The organism is Serratia sp. J2, from assembly GCF_046269175.1.
Taxonomy (GTDB): domain Bacteria; phylum Pseudomonadota; class Gammaproteobacteria; order Enterobacterales; family Enterobacteriaceae; genus Chania; species Chania fonticola_C.
On sequence record NZ_JBKABN010000018.1, the window covers coordinates 90,822 to 107,410 of the forward strand.

The 16,589-nt window shown below is 53.7% G+C and carries 17 protein-coding genes; 5 read left to right on the forward strand and 12 right to left on the reverse strand.

Annotated features, from left to right (window positions below; translation table 11 throughout):
- Positions 1–52 precede the first annotated feature (52 nt).
- Genes ACKWMY_RS18565 through ACKWMY_RS18575 form a run of 3 tightly spaced genes read right to left on the reverse strand, consistent with a single transcriptional unit; the run spans position 53 to position 3,596 of the window.
- Positions 53–1,459 (reverse strand): c-type cytochrome, encoded by a 1,407-nt coding sequence (locus tag ACKWMY_RS18565; RefSeq protein ID WP_409486795.1) that lies wholly within the window; start codon positions 1,457–1,459, stop codon positions 53–55.
- Positions 1,460–1,461: 2 nt separating this feature from the next.
- A complete protein-coding gene (locus tag ACKWMY_RS18570; RefSeq protein ID WP_024528086.1) occupies positions 1,462–3,051 on the reverse strand; it encodes a GMC family oxidoreductase in 1,590 nt (529 codons plus the stop codon).
- Between the two features lie 26 nt (positions 3,052–3,077).
- A complete protein-coding gene (locus ACKWMY_RS18575) occupies positions 3,078–3,596 on the reverse strand; it encodes a sugar dehydrogenase complex small subunit (protein WP_409486796.1) in 519 nt (172 codons plus the stop codon).
- Positions 3,597–3,780: 184 nt separating this feature from the next.
- Between ACKWMY_RS18575 and ACKWMY_RS18580 the strand changes: the two genes are divergently transcribed.
- Complete coding sequence (locus ACKWMY_RS18580; protein WP_024528084.1) at positions 3,781–4,560, forward strand: TIM barrel protein; 780 nt, start codon at positions 3,781–3,783, stop codon at positions 4,558–4,560.
- A 79-nt stretch (positions 4,561–4,639) separates the two neighbouring features.
- Here ACKWMY_RS18580 and ACKWMY_RS18585 read toward each other — a convergent pair whose 3' ends face one another.
- Positions 4,640–5,968, reverse strand: a complete 1,329-nt coding sequence (locus tag ACKWMY_RS18585) for a D-serine ammonia-lyase (protein WP_074028256.1) — start codon at positions 5,966–5,968, stop codon at positions 4,640–4,642.
- Between the two features lie 17 nt (positions 5,969–5,985).
- Positions 5,986–7,323, reverse strand: coding sequence for a D-serine transporter DsdX (gene dsdX, locus ACKWMY_RS18590; protein ID WP_024528082.1), 1,338 nt, complete (start codon positions 7,321–7,323; stop codon positions 5,986–5,988).
- A gap of 211 nt (positions 7,324–7,534) precedes the next feature.
- Here dsdX and dsdC point away from each other — a divergent pair, with 211 nt between their 5' ends.
- On the forward strand, positions 7,535–8,476 hold the full coding sequence (dsdC, locus tag ACKWMY_RS18595) for a DNA-binding transcriptional regulator DsdC (protein ID WP_409486797.1): 942 nt from the start codon (positions 7,535–7,537) through the stop codon (positions 8,474–8,476).
- Here the strand turns inward: dsdC and ACKWMY_RS18600 are convergent.
- From ACKWMY_RS18600 to ACKWMY_RS18625, 6 genes are all read right to left on the reverse strand, one after another.
- Positions 8,473–9,090 carry an ABC-type transport auxiliary lipoprotein family protein gene (locus ACKWMY_RS18600; protein ID WP_260524041.1) on the reverse strand — a complete coding sequence of 206 codons (618 nt, stop codon included), beginning with the start codon at positions 9,088–9,090 and terminating at the stop codon, positions 8,473–8,475. The two genes, dsdC and ACKWMY_RS18600, sit on opposite strands and share 4 nt — an antisense overlap.
- Entirely contained in the window at positions 9,087–10,028 is a 942-nt protein-coding gene (locus ACKWMY_RS18605) for an MlaD family protein (protein WP_409486798.1), read from the reverse strand. The genes ACKWMY_RS18600 and ACKWMY_RS18605 overlap by 4 nt, the downstream gene beginning before the upstream one ends.
- 3 nt (positions 10,029–10,031) lie before the next feature.
- Entirely contained in the window at positions 10,032–10,829 is a 798-nt protein-coding gene (locus tag ACKWMY_RS18610; RefSeq protein WP_024528078.1) for an ABC transporter ATP-binding protein, read from the reverse strand.
- Entirely contained in the window at positions 10,826–11,971 is a 1,146-nt protein-coding gene (locus ACKWMY_RS18615; protein ID WP_024528077.1) for an MlaE family ABC transporter permease, read from the reverse strand. Before ACKWMY_RS18615 ends, ACKWMY_RS18610 begins: the two co-directional genes overlap by 4 nt.
- A gap of 217 nt (positions 11,972–12,188) precedes the next feature.
- Positions 12,189–12,506 (reverse strand): PTS system regulator TmaR, encoded by a 318-nt coding sequence (gene tmaR, locus ACKWMY_RS18620; protein ID WP_024528076.1) that lies wholly within the window; start codon positions 12,504–12,506, stop codon positions 12,189–12,191.
- A gap of 161 nt (positions 12,507–12,667) precedes the next feature.
- Positions 12,668–13,735: an FUSC family protein gene (locus tag ACKWMY_RS18625; RefSeq protein WP_024528075.1), complete on the reverse strand. Its 1,068-nt coding sequence runs from the start codon at positions 13,733–13,735 to the stop codon at positions 12,668–12,670.
- A 172-nt stretch (positions 13,736–13,907) separates the two neighbouring features.
- On the opposite strand from ACKWMY_RS18625, the gene ACKWMY_RS18630 reads away from it, so the two are divergent.
- Positions 13,908–14,654, forward strand: a complete 747-nt coding sequence (locus tag ACKWMY_RS18630) for a helix-turn-helix transcriptional regulator (protein WP_024528074.1) — start codon at positions 13,908–13,910, stop codon at positions 14,652–14,654.
- 55 nt (positions 14,655–14,709) lie between these two features.
- Here the strand turns inward: ACKWMY_RS18630 and ACKWMY_RS18635 are convergent, their stop codons facing one another.
- Positions 14,710–15,819 carry an SDR family oxidoreductase gene (locus ACKWMY_RS18635; protein ID WP_024528073.1) on the reverse strand — a complete coding sequence of 370 codons (1,110 nt, stop codon included), beginning with the start codon at positions 15,817–15,819 and terminating at the stop codon, positions 14,710–14,712.
- A 245-nt stretch (positions 15,820–16,064) separates the two neighbouring features.
- On the opposite strand from ACKWMY_RS18635, the gene ACKWMY_RS18640 reads away from it, so the two are divergent.
- Positions 16,065–16,250: a hypothetical protein gene (locus ACKWMY_RS18640; RefSeq protein ID WP_024528072.1), complete on the forward strand. Its 186-nt coding sequence runs from the start codon at positions 16,065–16,067 to the stop codon at positions 16,248–16,250.
- A 75-nt stretch (positions 16,251–16,325) separates the two neighbouring features.
- On the forward strand, positions 16,326–16,529 hold the full coding sequence (locus ACKWMY_RS18645; protein WP_024528071.1) for a DNA polymerase III subunit theta: 204 nt from the start codon (positions 16,326–16,328) through the stop codon (positions 16,527–16,529).
- Positions 16,530–16,589: the final 60 nt, after the last annotated feature.

Below are 16,589 nucleotides of genomic sequence, written 5' to 3' on the forward strand. Positions count from 1 at the left end.
TCCGTCATTTGACGCGTCCCCCTTCCTTTTGGAAGGGGTGACACTGATTGAGTCAGCGAATTTGCTGTCTGCCTGAACGCCTTGTTTTTCGCCAATACCAGAAGCCGCCCAACAAACTTACCATCACCAATATCCCTACGGTCATTAGCCAGTTTATGTATCGCATTATAAACGGAGGCTCCCCACCATCACGAAGGGTCTGTACATCCTGCGCAGTCACTTTGTCGTCAATACCGGCAAAACGACTGCGAACATAGTTACTGACTGAGGCAATTTGCGCGTTGTTTAACTGGTCAGAAAATGTGGGCATGCTGATATCAGAATGACTGGTTTTACGTTGGATACCTTCCACGATGACCATCACCAAATTCTGCGGCCCCAATGCGGAAACCGCACGGTTGCGAGTTAATGCGGGATAAAAGTTATCATCGGTTCCCTGGCCGTCATGGCCATGGCAACTCGCGCAAGCATTTTCATAAAGTTTAGCGCCGTCCGTTGTTGAGCTGTCTGTCAGGGTTTCCTGCCCGGTGAGAACGCTGTTGATATCAACCCCAACCCGTGGCGATTGAAGCCCAATGTCGGCAACCGCCGTAGGAATGGCTGGCACCTGCTTAACCCATGAAGCGATCGCATTCAAATCATCATCCGTCATCAAGCTGAAGCTGTTTTGAACGGCTTCCGCCATCGCACCTGCCGCCTGTGCCTTGCCAACCAGATGCCCGGTTTTCAGGTAGGTGACCAGATCCCGTTGGCTCCAATCGCCAATGCCACTCTTATCTGGGGTAATATTAGGGGCGTACCAGCCACCCAGCGGGCTACCAGCAAGGTTAAGACTGCTCTGCTCTGCCATCATGATATTGCGTGGGGTATGGCAGGCACTGCAATGCGCCAACACCTCAACCAAATACTTACCGCGCTCCAATGAACCAGGATGTGCCTCTGCCTTATCAGCGGAAGCGCCGCTGAGATACAACAGATTCCAGCCCCACATAATCTGCCGGATATTAAACGGGAAACTCAGATCGGTACGTGCTGAAGGCGGAATATCTGCGGGTTCAACCCCCTGCATAAAGTAGGCATAAAGTGCCTGTACATCCGCCGTCGTCATATCTCGGTATGAAGTGTATGGCATAGCTGGGTAGAGATTCTTGCCATCAGCGGCGATACCCTCACGCACAGCCTTGGCAAACTGCTGCTCGCTATAATTACCGATGCCGTACTGTTTCGAGGGGGTAATATTACTGGCGATGATACGCCCCATCGGTGACTCAATCGCGTATCCCCCAGCAAAAGGAACGCCATTATTGAGAGCCTGACGATGGCAGGCACCGCAATCAGCAGCGATCGCAATATATCTCCCACGCTCAACCAACGCCTTATCGGCGGCAAATACAGCCAAAGAGTGGCTAAACCCAATAAACAACACGGTTACAGCGAGAAACCTGAAAAGTATTTTCATATTCAAATCTCACGCTCAATGATTTCAGCTGCGCGAATGCTCAGAGCGACGCCCGTCAGCGTGGGATTGACGACTCCCGAGGCGGGGATCACCCCAGTCGTCGCGAGAAACAGGTTGCTATGATCCCAGCACCGGCACTCGTGGTTTACCACTGAATCTTTTGGGTTATCGCCCATGATGACGGTCCCCATTAAATGGTCACGGTTTTGCCAGCCAGTATTGTCATTAATGACGGTGCCCCCCATCAGAGCGACGAATCTTTTGTAATCCGCCTCCACCACGGATTTTGCCGCTTTGACATAGTCATCGACTTCGTAATTCACCGTCAGCATCGGAATGCCCAATGCATCTTTGCGTGTGGTACTTGGGCGTACGGTATTGCTTGCCTGGGGGAGGGTTTCAAACACCGTTGAGATATCGACCCAGCGTGCCGCCTGATGGCGGATCTGTTTGTCCAGTTCGCTACCTATGACGCCTTTAGCTATCAAACGCTGCGCCACGGCCATATTGGGGACATTGTTAGCAATAGCGTGCTTGATTGCCGCTCTTGTTTTACGAAAATCGCCGTCGCGAGAGTTGAATATTCCCCCTTGCTGTACGGCGCCTCGCCCCGGCCAGAGAGGTTCATCGGCCAGAAACTGCAAGCCCATGCCGGTATGATCCATTAAATTACGCCCCACCTGATCGGAGCTGTTGGCGATATCCGACATTAACAGCAGTTTTGCCGTTTCCAGCCCGTGTGCGGCAACGATAAAGTATTTTGCGGTTAACCGCGTATCGACACCTTTAGAACTGCGAACATGAGCTGCGACAATTTTGTCATCAACGCCTTTTTCCAGTTTCCACACGGTTGAATCCGTCAATAAACGCGCCCCGGCATCTTGCGCATGCTGGGCATGTTGATCACCGCTGTACATGGCTCCAATCGGGCATACCGGCATACAGTTATTATTGCCGCTGCATGCGGGGCGACCATCATACGGGCGAGTAGCCCGCCCATTGGGTTCATGGATGAAATGATAACCAGCCGGAGCCATTCGGCTTTTCAGCCGCTGGAATAGGTAGGTTTCACCTTCAGGTAACATCGGATACGGCTGTGAACGCGGAGGAAAAGCGCTGCCGCCCTGCCCACTCTGATCGTCGGTATCACTGCCGCAAACCCCCAAAGCCACCTCGGCCTGGTGGTAGAAAGGCTCCAACTCGTGATATTCCAGCGGCCAATCACGCCCCACGCCATACAATGTTTTTAGCTTCATATCACTAGGCAGATAGCGCCAGCAGGCAGCCGCCCAATGCCAGGTTGTCCCCCCCACAAGTTTCAGCATGCCGGGCCGGAAATCAAAGGAACCGGTATTCTCGATATATTGTTCATCATAGGAGTGATGGGCCCAAGGCTCGTTGGGATAGGGGGAGTTATAATTGGATTTTTTTGATGAGTTTCTGAAGTTTTCGACGATCTTCCAGCGCGGTATTTTCTCTCCAGCCTCAAGAATAATAACCGCCTTGCCACTGCGGGCCAGCAAGGTTGCGGCATTACTACCCAATGCGCCAGAACCAATGACAATCACATCGGCATCATAGTGTTTACTCATGATATTGCTCCTATTTTCAACGGGAACTAGTCGCTGTTGAGGGTTATAGGTGGCTGCACCCAATAGTTTGTCTTGCCACGGGAATAAGTGGGGATCACTGTCGCGTCCAAAGTTGGAGCATAGGCAAAGGCATCGGTATAGCTGACGAAACGCGTGTTATCTGACGCCCGTAGCGATACGGGTGTTCCTGTATAACCAAGATACCAGGCTGAAATGATTTTCTTGGCGGTGTCGCCAGTGGGGCCAGTCATAATCAAATGATTATTCAGCTCATCGGCCGAGAGAATATTGGCAACGCTCAGCGCATTGGCCAGCAACTGCATTTTCTCCTGAAAGGAAGGATCCTCTTCCTGCAAACAATTCAAGGCACGCAGTGCTATTACCGGGTTCATTTTTTTTTCGTTGGTTAATAGCACTGAAAGCTTAATAAAAATGGCAGCGTCGCTGCTTTCACTTGGCATTCTTCCCCAGGATAAGGAAGGTTTGAATACGGCAAAGCCCGTCAGGGCAGCGCCTACGGTTAGAAAACGCCTTCTCGAATACATAAATTACGGCCTGATTAAATAAGTACAGCGAATGTCCTCCAATAACTCTACAATGTAAACAGATTAATTTTCCCCTAAATTTATGACCACGTTGAAATTATCTTTTTTTGACATTAAAAAACAACTTAGGCATGTATATTGATGACCAATTGTAGATACCCCCCTATAAATTAGGAGACCGCTAGTGGCAAGCTATCAACTCTCAGTTTGTGCAGAAATGGTGTTTTTGGACTTACCCTTTATCGAACGTGTGAAGCGCATTCATGCACTGGGCTTTGGTGTTGAAATCTGGAGCTGGGCCAATAAGGATATCGATGCACTGGTGGCGACAGGAGCTCGTTTCACTTCAATGACCGGTTATCTCAGCGGCAATCTAACCGATGAGCAAGAGATCGCGCAGTTGCTGCAAAGTGCAGAAGCCTCCCTGATGATAGCCGAACGGTTGAACTGCCCCTGCCTGAACCTGCACGGTACCGGCCTGGATCCACAGGGCTTACCGGTAAAACCGGTTGAGAGGGTGACGGGTAACATGTGGCTGAAGGCTGCCGATACGCTTCGTTGTTTAGCACAACTCGGTGAACGGGCTGGGCGTATCTTCACCCTGGAGAACTTGAACCTGACGGTTGATCATCCCGGCACGCCTTTTGCCCGCGCAGCTGACACACTGGCATTGGTAGAGACGGTCAATAGCCCAGCGCTTAAGATGAACCTTGACCTCTATCATGCACAAATCGGTGAGGGCAACCTGATTGAACTGATCCGCCGCTGTGGCACACAGATTGGCGAGATCCAGGTGGCGGATGTGCCTGGGCGTATGCAGCCTGGGACCGGGGAAATCAACTATCGCGCCATTGCCAGAACGCTGCAGGAGATTAATTACCAAGGAGTGGTAGCACTCGAAGGCTGGGCCTCCGGGGACAGTAGCGAAGCACTGGCACAGTTTCGCGATCGCTTCACGCTGTGATGTTTTGCCCGGTGGGGAATCGCTAAATGGGCGCAGCATGTGCAGCGCCCCCCTCCCGTAAAGCGTGGTTTTGTCAGCGCTAGCGTGCGGCTGCGAGGTACTTGGCCATCTCTTCCTCAGGCACCATACCGCCACCGGTTGCCCAAACCAAATGCGTCGCATTAGCGATCCGTTGGGTATCGATCTGATGGCTGTCCAGATATTGAGGGTCGGCGCAAACTCGAGCTGGCCCCGCCATGCCAGCCAACGCAGAAGGCTCCAGCTGAATGCCCTCAACAGCGGCGAGCAAGCCAAGCAGGTCGTACATCTCCTGATCGCTCAGGGTGTAGAAACCATCCAGCAGGCGTTCCATGGCACGCCCGACGAACCCGGAGGCCCGGCCAACGGCCAAACCATCCGCCGCCGTGACGTTATCAATCCCCAGGTCCTGCACCGCAATGTGATCGTGCAGCCCGGTGTGGATCCCAAGCAGCATGCAAGGTGAGTGCGTCGGCTCGGCAAAGATGCAGTGCACATGGTCACCAAACGCCAGTTTTAGGCCAAACGCCACTCCGCCAGGCCCGCCGCCAACGCCACAGGGCAAATAGACAAATAACGGATGGTCCTGATCAACCTGGATGTTCATCTGTGCAAACTGCTTTTTCAGACGCCCACCGGCCACCGCATAGCCGAGGAACAGGGTTTGCGAATTTTCATCATCGATAAAGAAACAGCGCGGATCGGACTCTGCCTGCTTGCGCCCCTGAGCCACCGCCACGCCGTAATCCTGCTCGTATTCCACCACGTTAACGCCGTGCTCGCGCAGTTTACGCTTTTTCCAGGCGCGAGCATCGGCAGACATATGCACGCTCACGCTGAACCCCAGCTTGGCGCTCATGATGCCAATCGACATCCCCAGGTTGCCGGTTGAGCCCACGGCAATGCTGTACTGGCTGAAGAACTGCCGGAACTTGTCGCTAAACAGGATGCTGTAATCGTCGTCTACCGTCAGCATGCCCGCCTCGATGGCCAGCTTTTCCGCGTGGGTCAGCACTTCATAGATGCCGCCACGGGCCTTGATGGAGCCAGAAATCGGTAAATGGCTGTCCTTTTTCAACCACATTTTACCCGCGATGGCCTGCTCATAACGCTGCTCCAGCGCGCCCTGCATAGCCGGGATCGCCACTACCTCAGACTCGATAATGCCATTCGTTTGCTGCGTTTCAGGGAATGCCAGGCACAAATACGGGGCAAAGCGTTGCAAGCGCGCTTCGGCTTCGGCGACATCATTTTGCGTCAACCCGACATAGGGTAGCCCTTCCGCCAGCGTGGTCGTATTGGGGTTGAACCAGGTCACCGCTTCCAAATCCATCAGCCGTTGCACCAAAGGAAATTTCACTACCAGGTTTTCAATGTCTAACGTATTCATAAATAGTCTCTTTTGGTCTAGATGATATAAGAAAGCAGGAATGTGGTTCCCAGCGCAATCAGCGAAGCAATAAAGGTGGCCGAGGTATAATACTTAAACATCTCGCTGAGCGTCGCGCCGCAGTATTGTTTAACCAACCAGAACAGCGAGTCGGTGACAATGGTGCAACCGATGGCACCAGAGCCGATAGCCAACGCGATGATCTCCGGGCTGACGCCAGGGTAATGCGGCAGCACGGGAGCAACAATCGCCGTCGCCCCCATCATCGCCACGGTGGCCGACCCCACAGCCGCATGCAGGCAGATAGCCACCAGCCAGGCCAGCAAGATCGGATGCATGTCCATATTCGACAGGATCACGGCCAGCGTATCTGCCAGCCCACTGGCTTTTAATATGCCGTTGAATGCACCGCCGGCCCCGATAATCAGCAAGATGTTGGCGATGGAAGAGAAGCCGTTTTCCGTTTTGGTCAACAAGGTGCCCATGCCCATGTTGCGGCGAATCCCCAGCACGTAGTAGGCCACGAAGGCGGCGATAAACATGGCGGTGATCGGGTTGCCGATAAACTCCAGGAAGGTATACAGCGCACTCTCTTTGGCCATATAGAGTTCCGCTGCGGTTTTCACCAACATCAGAATGATCGGCAATAGCACGGTAAACAGTGTGGCACCCAACGAAGGCAAGTCCTGCTCGTTGCGCACCTGCACGGAGGAAAACTCGGCGGGTACGGGTTTGAACGGCAGACGCTTACCGACCAACTTGAGGAACAGTGGCCCACCGATCAGCGAGGCGGCCAGCCCGACAATCAGGCCATAAACAATCACCGAGCCCACATCGGCACCCAGCTTGTTGGTGACAAACAGCGCCGCCGGATGCGGAGGAACCACACAGTGCACAGCCATCAATGCGGTACACAGCGGGATCGCCAACTTCAGCAAGGAGGTATTGGTTTTTTTGGCAATTGAGAACGCCAGCGGGATCAGCAACACCACGCCCACTTCAACAAACAGCGTAATGCCGCAGACCAGCCCCACCAGCACCATGATCACGTCAGCCGACAGCCAACGGCACTTTTGCAAGGTGATGCCAATGCGTTCTGCCGCCCCGGACACTTCCATCATGTTGCCCAGAATGGTACCTAAACCAATCACCGCCGCCAGGAAGCCCAAGGTCCCGCCGATGCCGCCTTCAATAGCATTGACCATTTCCAGCGGGTTCATGCCCATCAGGGCCCCCACATAAAAACTGGCCAGCAACAGCGCCAGGAACGGGTGGATCTTGAATTTTACGATAGTGAGAATAATGATAATGATGCTGCTTAATAACGTAGCGACTACCCAGATCTGCGAGTCCATGTTCAGCGTCCTTCCAGGATAAATTTCACTCCTATTGGAAACTAACGCCCCAGCGCTGACAAACGATCAAAACGCCTCTTCACATGAGCCAGATTCAATCAATCAGGTGATTTCGGTCAACATTTGACACTATTTCTGTCTTTGACTCACATTGCTTCATCTTTAAGTCTCCGGTTTCGATATAATCTGGTTTATTTCACAGGCGATAACCATGTACGACGACAAGCACCAACTCGCCCGCAACAGGTACCTGAATGGCTATCAGCTAGCCAAGCTGCATACGTTTGAGATTGCCGCGCGGCAAGGTTCGTTCGTGCTGGCCGCCGAAGAGTTGGCAATCACCCCCAGCGCCGTCAGCCATCGGATCAACAACCTGGAAGCCGAGCTGGGTTTTAAGCTATTCCAGCGCTTTCACCGCCGGATCGAACTGACCCCCGAGGGCGAGCGGTTGTTCTGGGTGTTGAAATCGTCACTCAGCTATCTCAATCAGGAAATCCTGGAGATTAAAAGCCAGGAGCTGTCCGGCACTCTGACCATCTACTCACGCCCGTCGATTGCCCAATGCTGGCTGGTGCCCAAGCTGGCGGACTTCGATCGCCAATATCCGGCCATCAGCCTGAATATTCTCACCGGCAACGAGATGGTGAACTTCCACGGTGCGGGGATCGATCTGGCGATCTATTTTGATGACAAAACGCCGGAGAAACTCGATTGCCAGCATTTGATGGATGAGTCGATCGTGCCCGTATGCAGCCCGGAGTACGCCGAACGCCATGAGCTAGTGGGTAACCCCGCCAACCTGCGGCGTTGCACGTTATTGCACGATCGTCAGGCATGGAGTTACGACTCGGACATCGGGGAGTGGAATACCTGGGCCAAACACTTTGATCTGGAATTTGCCGAAGGCCAGCGCGGTATGGGGTTTGATCGTTCGGATCTGGCAGTGATCGCGGCCATGAACCACGTGGGAATTGCCATGGGCCGCAAGAAGTTGGTGAGTAAGCGCCTGGAGAATAACGAACTTATCGCGCCCTTCCCCGGCATGGAAATGCAATGCGCACAGCGCTACTACATTTCCACGCTCTCGGACCGGCAATGGCCTAAAATCAACGCCTTTATCCAGTGGTTAAAGGCCATGGCCGACGAGTCTTAATTAGCCGCCTGCTGGCGCGCCCATGCCAGCGTCTGCGCTGCCAGCTTATCGCTGGCCAGGCCAAAGGCCTGCACGACGTTGTCCATCGATGTACCGTGGATCGGCTCGCGAACCGCAAAACTACGGCTGGCCATCACTCGGCGATCGGAGGTGCGTACCAGGCGAGCATCAAAGCGGATCACCACTTCGCCCCGATCTCCGTTATAGATCCCTTGGAAGGAGGATAAATCGCCGCCCAGCTCAAGATCCGCCTGTAAATTGTCATCGTCGCTGCTCACCGAGCGGAAATGGCCGTTAGTGCGGAACTCCTGGATCAGGCGATTACGCAACAACAGCGGGGCCGGATCGCTCCAGCGCGAACCGCTAAAAGAGGTGATCTCCGCGCCCTGAGGCTGCACAGCAATACGCGTACCGTTCAAGAACTGGCTGGTATTGGGCTGCACGATACGTACCGAGCGTTCAGACGCCTGGCCCCCTGCCACGGCCACTGGCTGGGCTGGCAGCAAATACACCTGCTGTATCGGGCTTTCCGGCAAAATAGTGCAGGCGGCCAGCGGCATCACGGCTACCAGCACCAACAACCGTAGCGTCTGGCGAAGTTTTAGCTTAATCATTTAGGGGTAAACTCCTTGGTACGTTCGCGGCCCCTGAGCAAGGCGGACGGGTTCTCTTCCAGGCGGCTCATGGCACCGCGTAAGGTCAATAAGGTTCTGCGTAATTCATCTACCGCCGGGCCAAGATCGTTGAATCCCCGGATGCCACTATTCAGTGACTGCTGATTTTCGCCAATCAGCTTGTTGAGCAGCGCGGTGGTTTTTTCAAGCGATGCCATGGTATTAGCCGCATTGGCGACCAGTTGCTTGCCCTGCCCGTCCAGCAGCACGTTAGCATTACGCACCAGCCGATTGGTTTGCGCCAGCGTATCGTTGCTTTGCTTGGTCACCAACGCCAGTTGCTGCAAGATGGTGCGGATATCTTCACGCTGCCCCGCCACGGTATTGGTAATCTTTTCCAGATTATCCAACGTATTCACCAACCGTTGCTGATTATCCGGCGTCATCAGTTGATTCAGGCGTACCAGCACCTCGTTGACATTAGTCATCACATCTTCGCCATTGGCAAGCAACTGAGTCAACGGCGATGGCGTGGCGATAATCACCGGGATTGCCCCATCCTCTCCCTTCAGCAACGGGCTGGTTTCACTGCCACCGCTGAGCTGGATATTGGACGTACCGGTAATACCAGCTATCGCCAGGCGAGCCTGGGTGTCCTGGCGGATCGGTGCAGAGGCCGTGACCCGAATACGCGCCCAGACTTTGGTCGGCACGTTGGGATCCAATCGCAGCTGAGTGACTTCGCCCACGCGGATCCCACTGTAATTGACCGTGCTGCCCTGTGATAGGCCGCTAACGGCTTCATTGAACACGATATCGTACTGCTTGAACTGGCGATCGGTGCCGGACTTGGTCAGCCACAGGCTGAACAGCAGCACGACGGTGAAAATAATCAGCGTAAATAAACCAATCAAGACATGATGCGCACGGGTTTCCATTTGTTATTGCCTCTCTGGGATATTCGTTACGGCCTGCTGTGCCGCCCGCCCACGCGGGCCGTGGAAATATTCTTGGATCCAGGCATCGTCAGTAGCGGCTACCACCTCCAGCGTATCCACCACCAGCACCTTCTTCTGCGAAAGTACCGCAACCCGGTCACAGATTGTATAAAGCGTATCGAGATCGTGGGTAACCAAAAACACCGTTAACCCCAAGGCATCACGCAGCGTACGGATCAGGCTGTCAAAGGCGGCAGCGCCGATGGGATCCAGCCCAGCCGTTGGCTCATCCAGAAATACGATTTCCGGATCCAACGCCAGCGCTCGGGCTAACGCGGCACGCTTGACCATGCCACCAGAAAGCGAGGCCGGATACTTGTTGCCGGCACTGGCAGGCAGCCCGGCCAGCGCCAACTTCACCTGTGCCAATTGCTCGGCATCTCGGCGCGGTAAGCCTGCGTATTCAATCAGCGGCAACGCCACGTTTTCGGTCACCGTCAGTGAGCTGAACAAGGCACCGCGCTGAAACAGCACGCCAAATCGCCTTTCCAGCACGGAGCGGCGCGTACCAGAAAGCTCCATCAGATCCTCGCCAAAGACGTGGATCTGGCCGGCGGTTGGACGGCGTAGACCAACGATGCTGCGCAACAGCACGGATTTGCCAGTGCCCGAACCGCCTACCACGCCCAGGATCTCTCCTCGGCGCACGTCCAGATCGAGGTCCACATGCACGCATTGGGTGCCAAAACAGTTTCGCAATTTACGGATGCGAATAATGGCTTCCGGGGTCGTCTGGCTCACACGCCCATCTCCATGAAGAACAGTGCAGCGACCGCATCCAGCAGGATCACCACAAAGATTGAGTGCACGACGCTGGCGGTGGTATGTGCCCCTACCGACTCGGCGCTACCGCTGACTTTAAACCCTTCAAGACAGCCGATAATGGCGATCAGGAACGCAAATACCGGCGCCTTGCTCATCCCCACCAGGAAGTTCTGAAAACCGCCACTGCTCTGCATGATGGTTAAAAACATGGTCGGTGAGATATCCAGCGTCAAGGCGCAGACGACCATGCCGCCAAAGATGCCGCTAATCATGCCGATGAAGGTCAGCATCGGCAACGCCAGGAGCAACGCCAGCACGCGCGGCAGCACCAGCAGTTCAACCGGGTTCAGCCCCATCGCCTGAATAGCATCTATTTCCTCATTGGCCTTCATCAGCCCGAGTTCTGCGGTAAAGGCGCTGGCGGTACGACCCGCCATCAAGATGGCCGTCAGCAACACTGCGAACTCTCGCAGGAAGGAAAACACCACCAGTTGCACGGTAAAAATGCTGGCACCGAAGGTAGACAGGACGGTTGACCCCAGGAAAGCGATGACTGCACCTACCAGGAAGGTCAGCAGCATAATGATCGGCACCGCGTTCAGGCCGATTTGCTGGAGATTGGCCACCAGCGAGGTGAGCCTCCAGCGCGTAGGGCGTAGCAGATTGGCAAACAGGGTTTGCAACGTCAGGCCGATAAACCCCAGCAGGGCTACCAGGTTGTGCCAGAAACTCTCCATCGACCGGCCGACGTTGGCCAGCAGTTCGATTGCCAGACCGGGCGGCTTTTCTGCCGGTGGTGGCGTAAATCCTTGCAAGGCACGGCCAACGGTTTCCAGCAGCACGCGGCGTTCCACAGGGAGCGTGGGGGCTAACTGTTTGAGATCGGATATCCGTTGGTCACCCAGCAGATTGACCAGCAAGGTGGCACCTGCCGTATCCAGGCTGCCCAGTTGGCTGAGATCGAACACCACATCCGCCGGCAAGCGGGTTTGCAGTTGCCCAACGGCGGGTTCCAACAGGCGATAATGTGCCAACACCCAATCCCCAGATGCCAAGATACGGGGAGGATGAAGCGTCTCGTCCAGGTTGAGAAAGGTGCTGAGTTGCGGTTCTGCCATCGATGACAGCCTCTGCTGGCGAAGAAATTTATACCCGTCATCCTTCAAGCGACGGCTTGAAATCGATTGGGCAAAGTCTATTTATAACATTAGCGTAGCGGCTTTAAGCAGATTTGCTATAGCACGGTAACATATCGTTATTCTTTAAGGTCATTCAGGGCGCTGCACCCCTGAAAAGATGCAGGGCCGGGAGATCCCCAGCCCTGTTTGACGCGAATTACTTCACTTCGCCCATCGCTTTCAGCTTTTTGGACAGATCGCGACGTTCTTTCGACAGATCGGCATTTTTGATGATGTAATCATCAACGCGATCTTCATAGTCACCGCGCATGTTGGCGATGATGCCCTGAATGTCTTCAATGCTCATGCCCGGCTTGATGTACTCGCTCAGGTTGTCGAGCAGCAGCACACGCTTCTGGTTGTCACGAATTTTCTTTTCGTTGTCGACGATTTCACGCTGTAGCTTGTTTTTACGGCGGAACATACGCACAAACTCCAGAACGTCCTGGAAACTCGGCTTATTTGCATTATCCATCTTCATACCCTTGCTTTAGTAATACACAGATTCATTTGCTTACGGCCACAATGATACCAAGATACAGGGTTGTGGCCGTCAGACACAACTGTCATTGCCTTATCTTACCCACTTTAGCGCATTGGCCCTATCCTGATGCACCTGCTTCATGATCTGATCCACTATTCCTGAGTATTGGCCGTACAGACCTTGAGCAGATCGCCCAACTCTTCCAACTGCTGCGCCAGTTCCATGCTCAGCCAGACATAGCCATAGATAGGGGCTTCGCTGAGTTGAGCAGCACTGGCCTCTTGCATTAATGTCTTCAGCTCAGCGGAGATATCGCTCAGTTCCCCGGCAATGACCTGCGCATGCAGGGGCTCACCATCTCGCATAATATTCGCCAGCGATTCGATAGCGCGCTGCGTCAACAACTGTGAACTACGCAAGGTTTTGGCATTGAGCATAATAAAATGGGTTTCACGCGAGGCCCAGTAAGCATCGGCTAACAGCTCCAACGTGCAAACCAGATTGCGGCTCAGGGTCTGTACCGCTTCAAAGACCGGTTTGGCGATATGAGTCTCTTTGCTGGCGGGGGCGATCAGTGTGCGTAGCTTCACCACATCGCCCAGCAAGTTTTTGAGCCTAGGCTCCAGCCGGGGCCGCTCAATCATGTTGGGTGAAAGGTAAGCGCCGTAGATCTTCCCTACCGTCTCCAGGCAATCCGCCATTTTCATTCGCCACAGCACATAAGCCCGCTGCGGGTAGATGCTGGTAAACAACAGCGCCAGCAACGAACCAAAAATCACATCGCCACTGCGCCACAGTGCGATAGATATATCGCCGGCCCCAGCACCGATGACCACTGCCAGCGTAATGCCCACCAGCAACGCCATATAGGGCCGTTTGCCCAGCGTCAGATAGCCGCAGGCAAACATCACCACCCCGCACCAGGCCAGCATCACCGGCAGTGAATACAGCTCCAGGTATAGCGCAATCAGGCCAGAAGCCGCACCAAACACCGTACCGGCAATACGTTCCAGCGCCCGTTGCAGCACGTTACCCCAAAAAGAGATCGGCCCCATCACGACGATCAGCGTGATCAACGGCCAGGTACCTTCCGGTACCGCCAGCAAACGGATCAACAGAAAGGTCAGGATAAAGGCCAACCCAATCCGTACCCCGTGGACGATACGGTAATTACGGTAGATCAGATGTTCAAAAGAAGAGATTTTTCTATCCAGACGCACGCTTGTCCCCACCAACCCTGCTGTAAAACCCTTATTTTAGTGGAACAATGCGGCTGACGTACAACACAAGCTGTTGAAAGATGTTTCCTGATTAGGAATGGGTTTAGGTTGACGCTAAAGATTTTAGCGGCGAAGGATTTACCTTTTTGCTAAAGAGTGAGATCATCGGCGCATGGAAACCAAAGAAATCAGGCGCAACAACCTGCGCGATCTGATGGCACGTTTCGCCCGGCAAGGCACCAACCAGAATGAGTTTGCTCTACTGGTGGGATCTTCTGCGCCAACGCTGAGCCAGATCACCGGTGAAAAATCCTCCCGCAACCTGGGTGACAACCTCGCCAGACGCATCGAGGCCAAACTCGGCTTGCCCAAAGGCTGGTTCGATGTATTCCATGAAAAGGCGCTGGAACAGCCGTTTGCCAACGTGGCGGCCGAATCGGATTTCCAACCGGCACGGCTCAAACCCGTGGTATGGGAAGATACCGAGCAGGACAAGGAAGAGTTTGTGGAGATCCCATTGCTGGATATCGATTTCTCCGCTGGTGACGGCTGCTACGAAATTGTCGATAGCGAAGAGTTTTCGCTGATCTTCCGCCGCTACTATCTGCACAAGATGGGGGTACCGGTGAACGCGGCACGCATTATCCGCATCTCAGGTTCCAGCATGGAACCCCGATTGCAGGATGGCGACGTGGTGGGCATCAATACCGTCGATACCCGCATCCGCGAAGGGAAAACCTATGCCATCCGCCACGGCAATCTGTTACGGGTCAAGATCCTGATTGAGCAGCCCGACGGTGGCGTGGTCATCCGCTCTTTGAATCGGGAAGAGTACCAGGATGAACGGCTCAGCTATCCACAGCGCAAAGAGCAGTTGGTGGTGCTGGGCCGGGTATTCTGGTCATCCTCCTCCTGGTAAGATCCTGGAAGCGGGCGCAGCATGTGGCGCCCCTTCGTCACGAACCACTCAGCCGCTATTTAAAATCCACCGCCATTTGCTGCGGTATCGACAACCCACGGGTCGATTGCACGCAGCGGCCAATATAATCAGTAAAGCGTGGCGGCTTAGGCATGCCCAGCTTGAGGATTTTTTCGTTGCTAAAGCGCACGTTTAGCATGGCAAAGGAGCCGTACAGACGCATCGCTTTCAACATCAGGCGCTCATTGCACGGCCCGAAGATATCCTTCAACTGTTTGCGCATTTGCAACAGGGCTTCGTAGCTAACCTGCGCATAGCGATCGCCCACCGGTGGCTCCTCTAGTGCGGCGGCGATGGCATAATCGATATCCGCAAAACTGACGCTGCTCTCCTCCCCCGCCGAGATATGGTAAACATCGTTATCCAAGCTCTCGCGGTTGAGCAGCAGCACTAACGCATCGGCGCAATAGTCCACCGGGATCACATCGATGCTATCTTGCAGCGAACACATAAACTTACGCAGCATCAACGCCATACTGAACACCCAGAAAATACTGCTGGAGGGTTTGCAACCCAGCTGCGTATGCCCCACTACAATCGAGGGCCGGGCAATCACCAGCGGCAGCTGCGGACAGGTTTGCCGCATCAGTTGCTCGATGGTCGATTTGGAGCGGGTATATTCCACCAGGTGTTCGGCGGTTTCCTCAAACTCGGCGCTTTCTGCCACCAGCGAGCCCACCTGAGGTGCACAAGACATTGCCGTGCCCACATGCAGAAAACGTTTTAATCCAACCACCTGAGCCATTCGCTGTGCAAATGCCAGCGTGCCTTCAACGTTAACCTTCCAAATAAGTGGGTTATTACCAAATGACGCGACCGCGGCACAGTTAACAACATGAGTTACGCTGTTAATACGAGCGTCAGACAAAAAACACTCGGGCTCACTTAAGTCACCCAGTAAAATATTCTCTACTGTCAGTTTATTCAGAATATTTTTATCTAGATTGAACTTTTCCATATTAGTGTAAATACGCTCTAACCCCTGCTCCTCCGTTTCCGCACGCACTAGGAGAAGATAGTTAACTTTTTGATTTTCAATCAGTAACTTCTCGAGCACCGCACCACCGAGGAAGCCGGTCGCCCCAGTCAACAGTAACGTTTTCATCTTTGAAACCCACATTGGCATTGAATGGAGTTGAGTGTATGCCTATATTTATAAACCAATATTAAATAGAAACGCACTGAATGCTAAATTCATCTTCTTAATATTATCTTAAGAAAACCCTGAAACATTTATTGGGGGATTGGTAACAAGTAGACTCACCTTTTATTTCGCTCGTTTAAATAACATTTATGTTGTCTCTGATTTAATTAATGAGATTAATCCCATGCATTTGTTCAGGAGCTATCATGAGCTACAACCAAAAGGTCTGGCTGGCTGTATTAACCGTTTGCACGCTATTCTGGCTAGCCCTGATTAGCGGTCTCTATACCTATGCTAAATCCCTGGATCATCAGCACGATCATGGCCAACAAGAACAGGCGATGAGCACCAAGCCAGTAAAGCACCACCTCACTCTGGCACAGGCGCTGTGAAGGTTATGCCCTGAATGAGGTAGCGACAAATTCTCTTTAGCCCCATATTATGCGCTATCGAAAAGGGAGAAAGACATGCCACGACCATTGGATGGCCTACCCCAGCAAGAACGTGAAAGGATCCAAACCGATTTGCTGGCACTAAGAATCATTTATAGCGAGCGCTACGGCTACGCCTCCGAGTGGGAAAGCGCCGAGACGCACGTCCCCACGCATCTACGCGGCTACTTTCAGCAACGGCTGAACTTCTATCGCACTGCGCAGCGCCACTCAATTTAACGTTAAGCATTAACCAATACTTGGCATCGGTGATCGCGCCGTTACAATAGGGCTATTCCC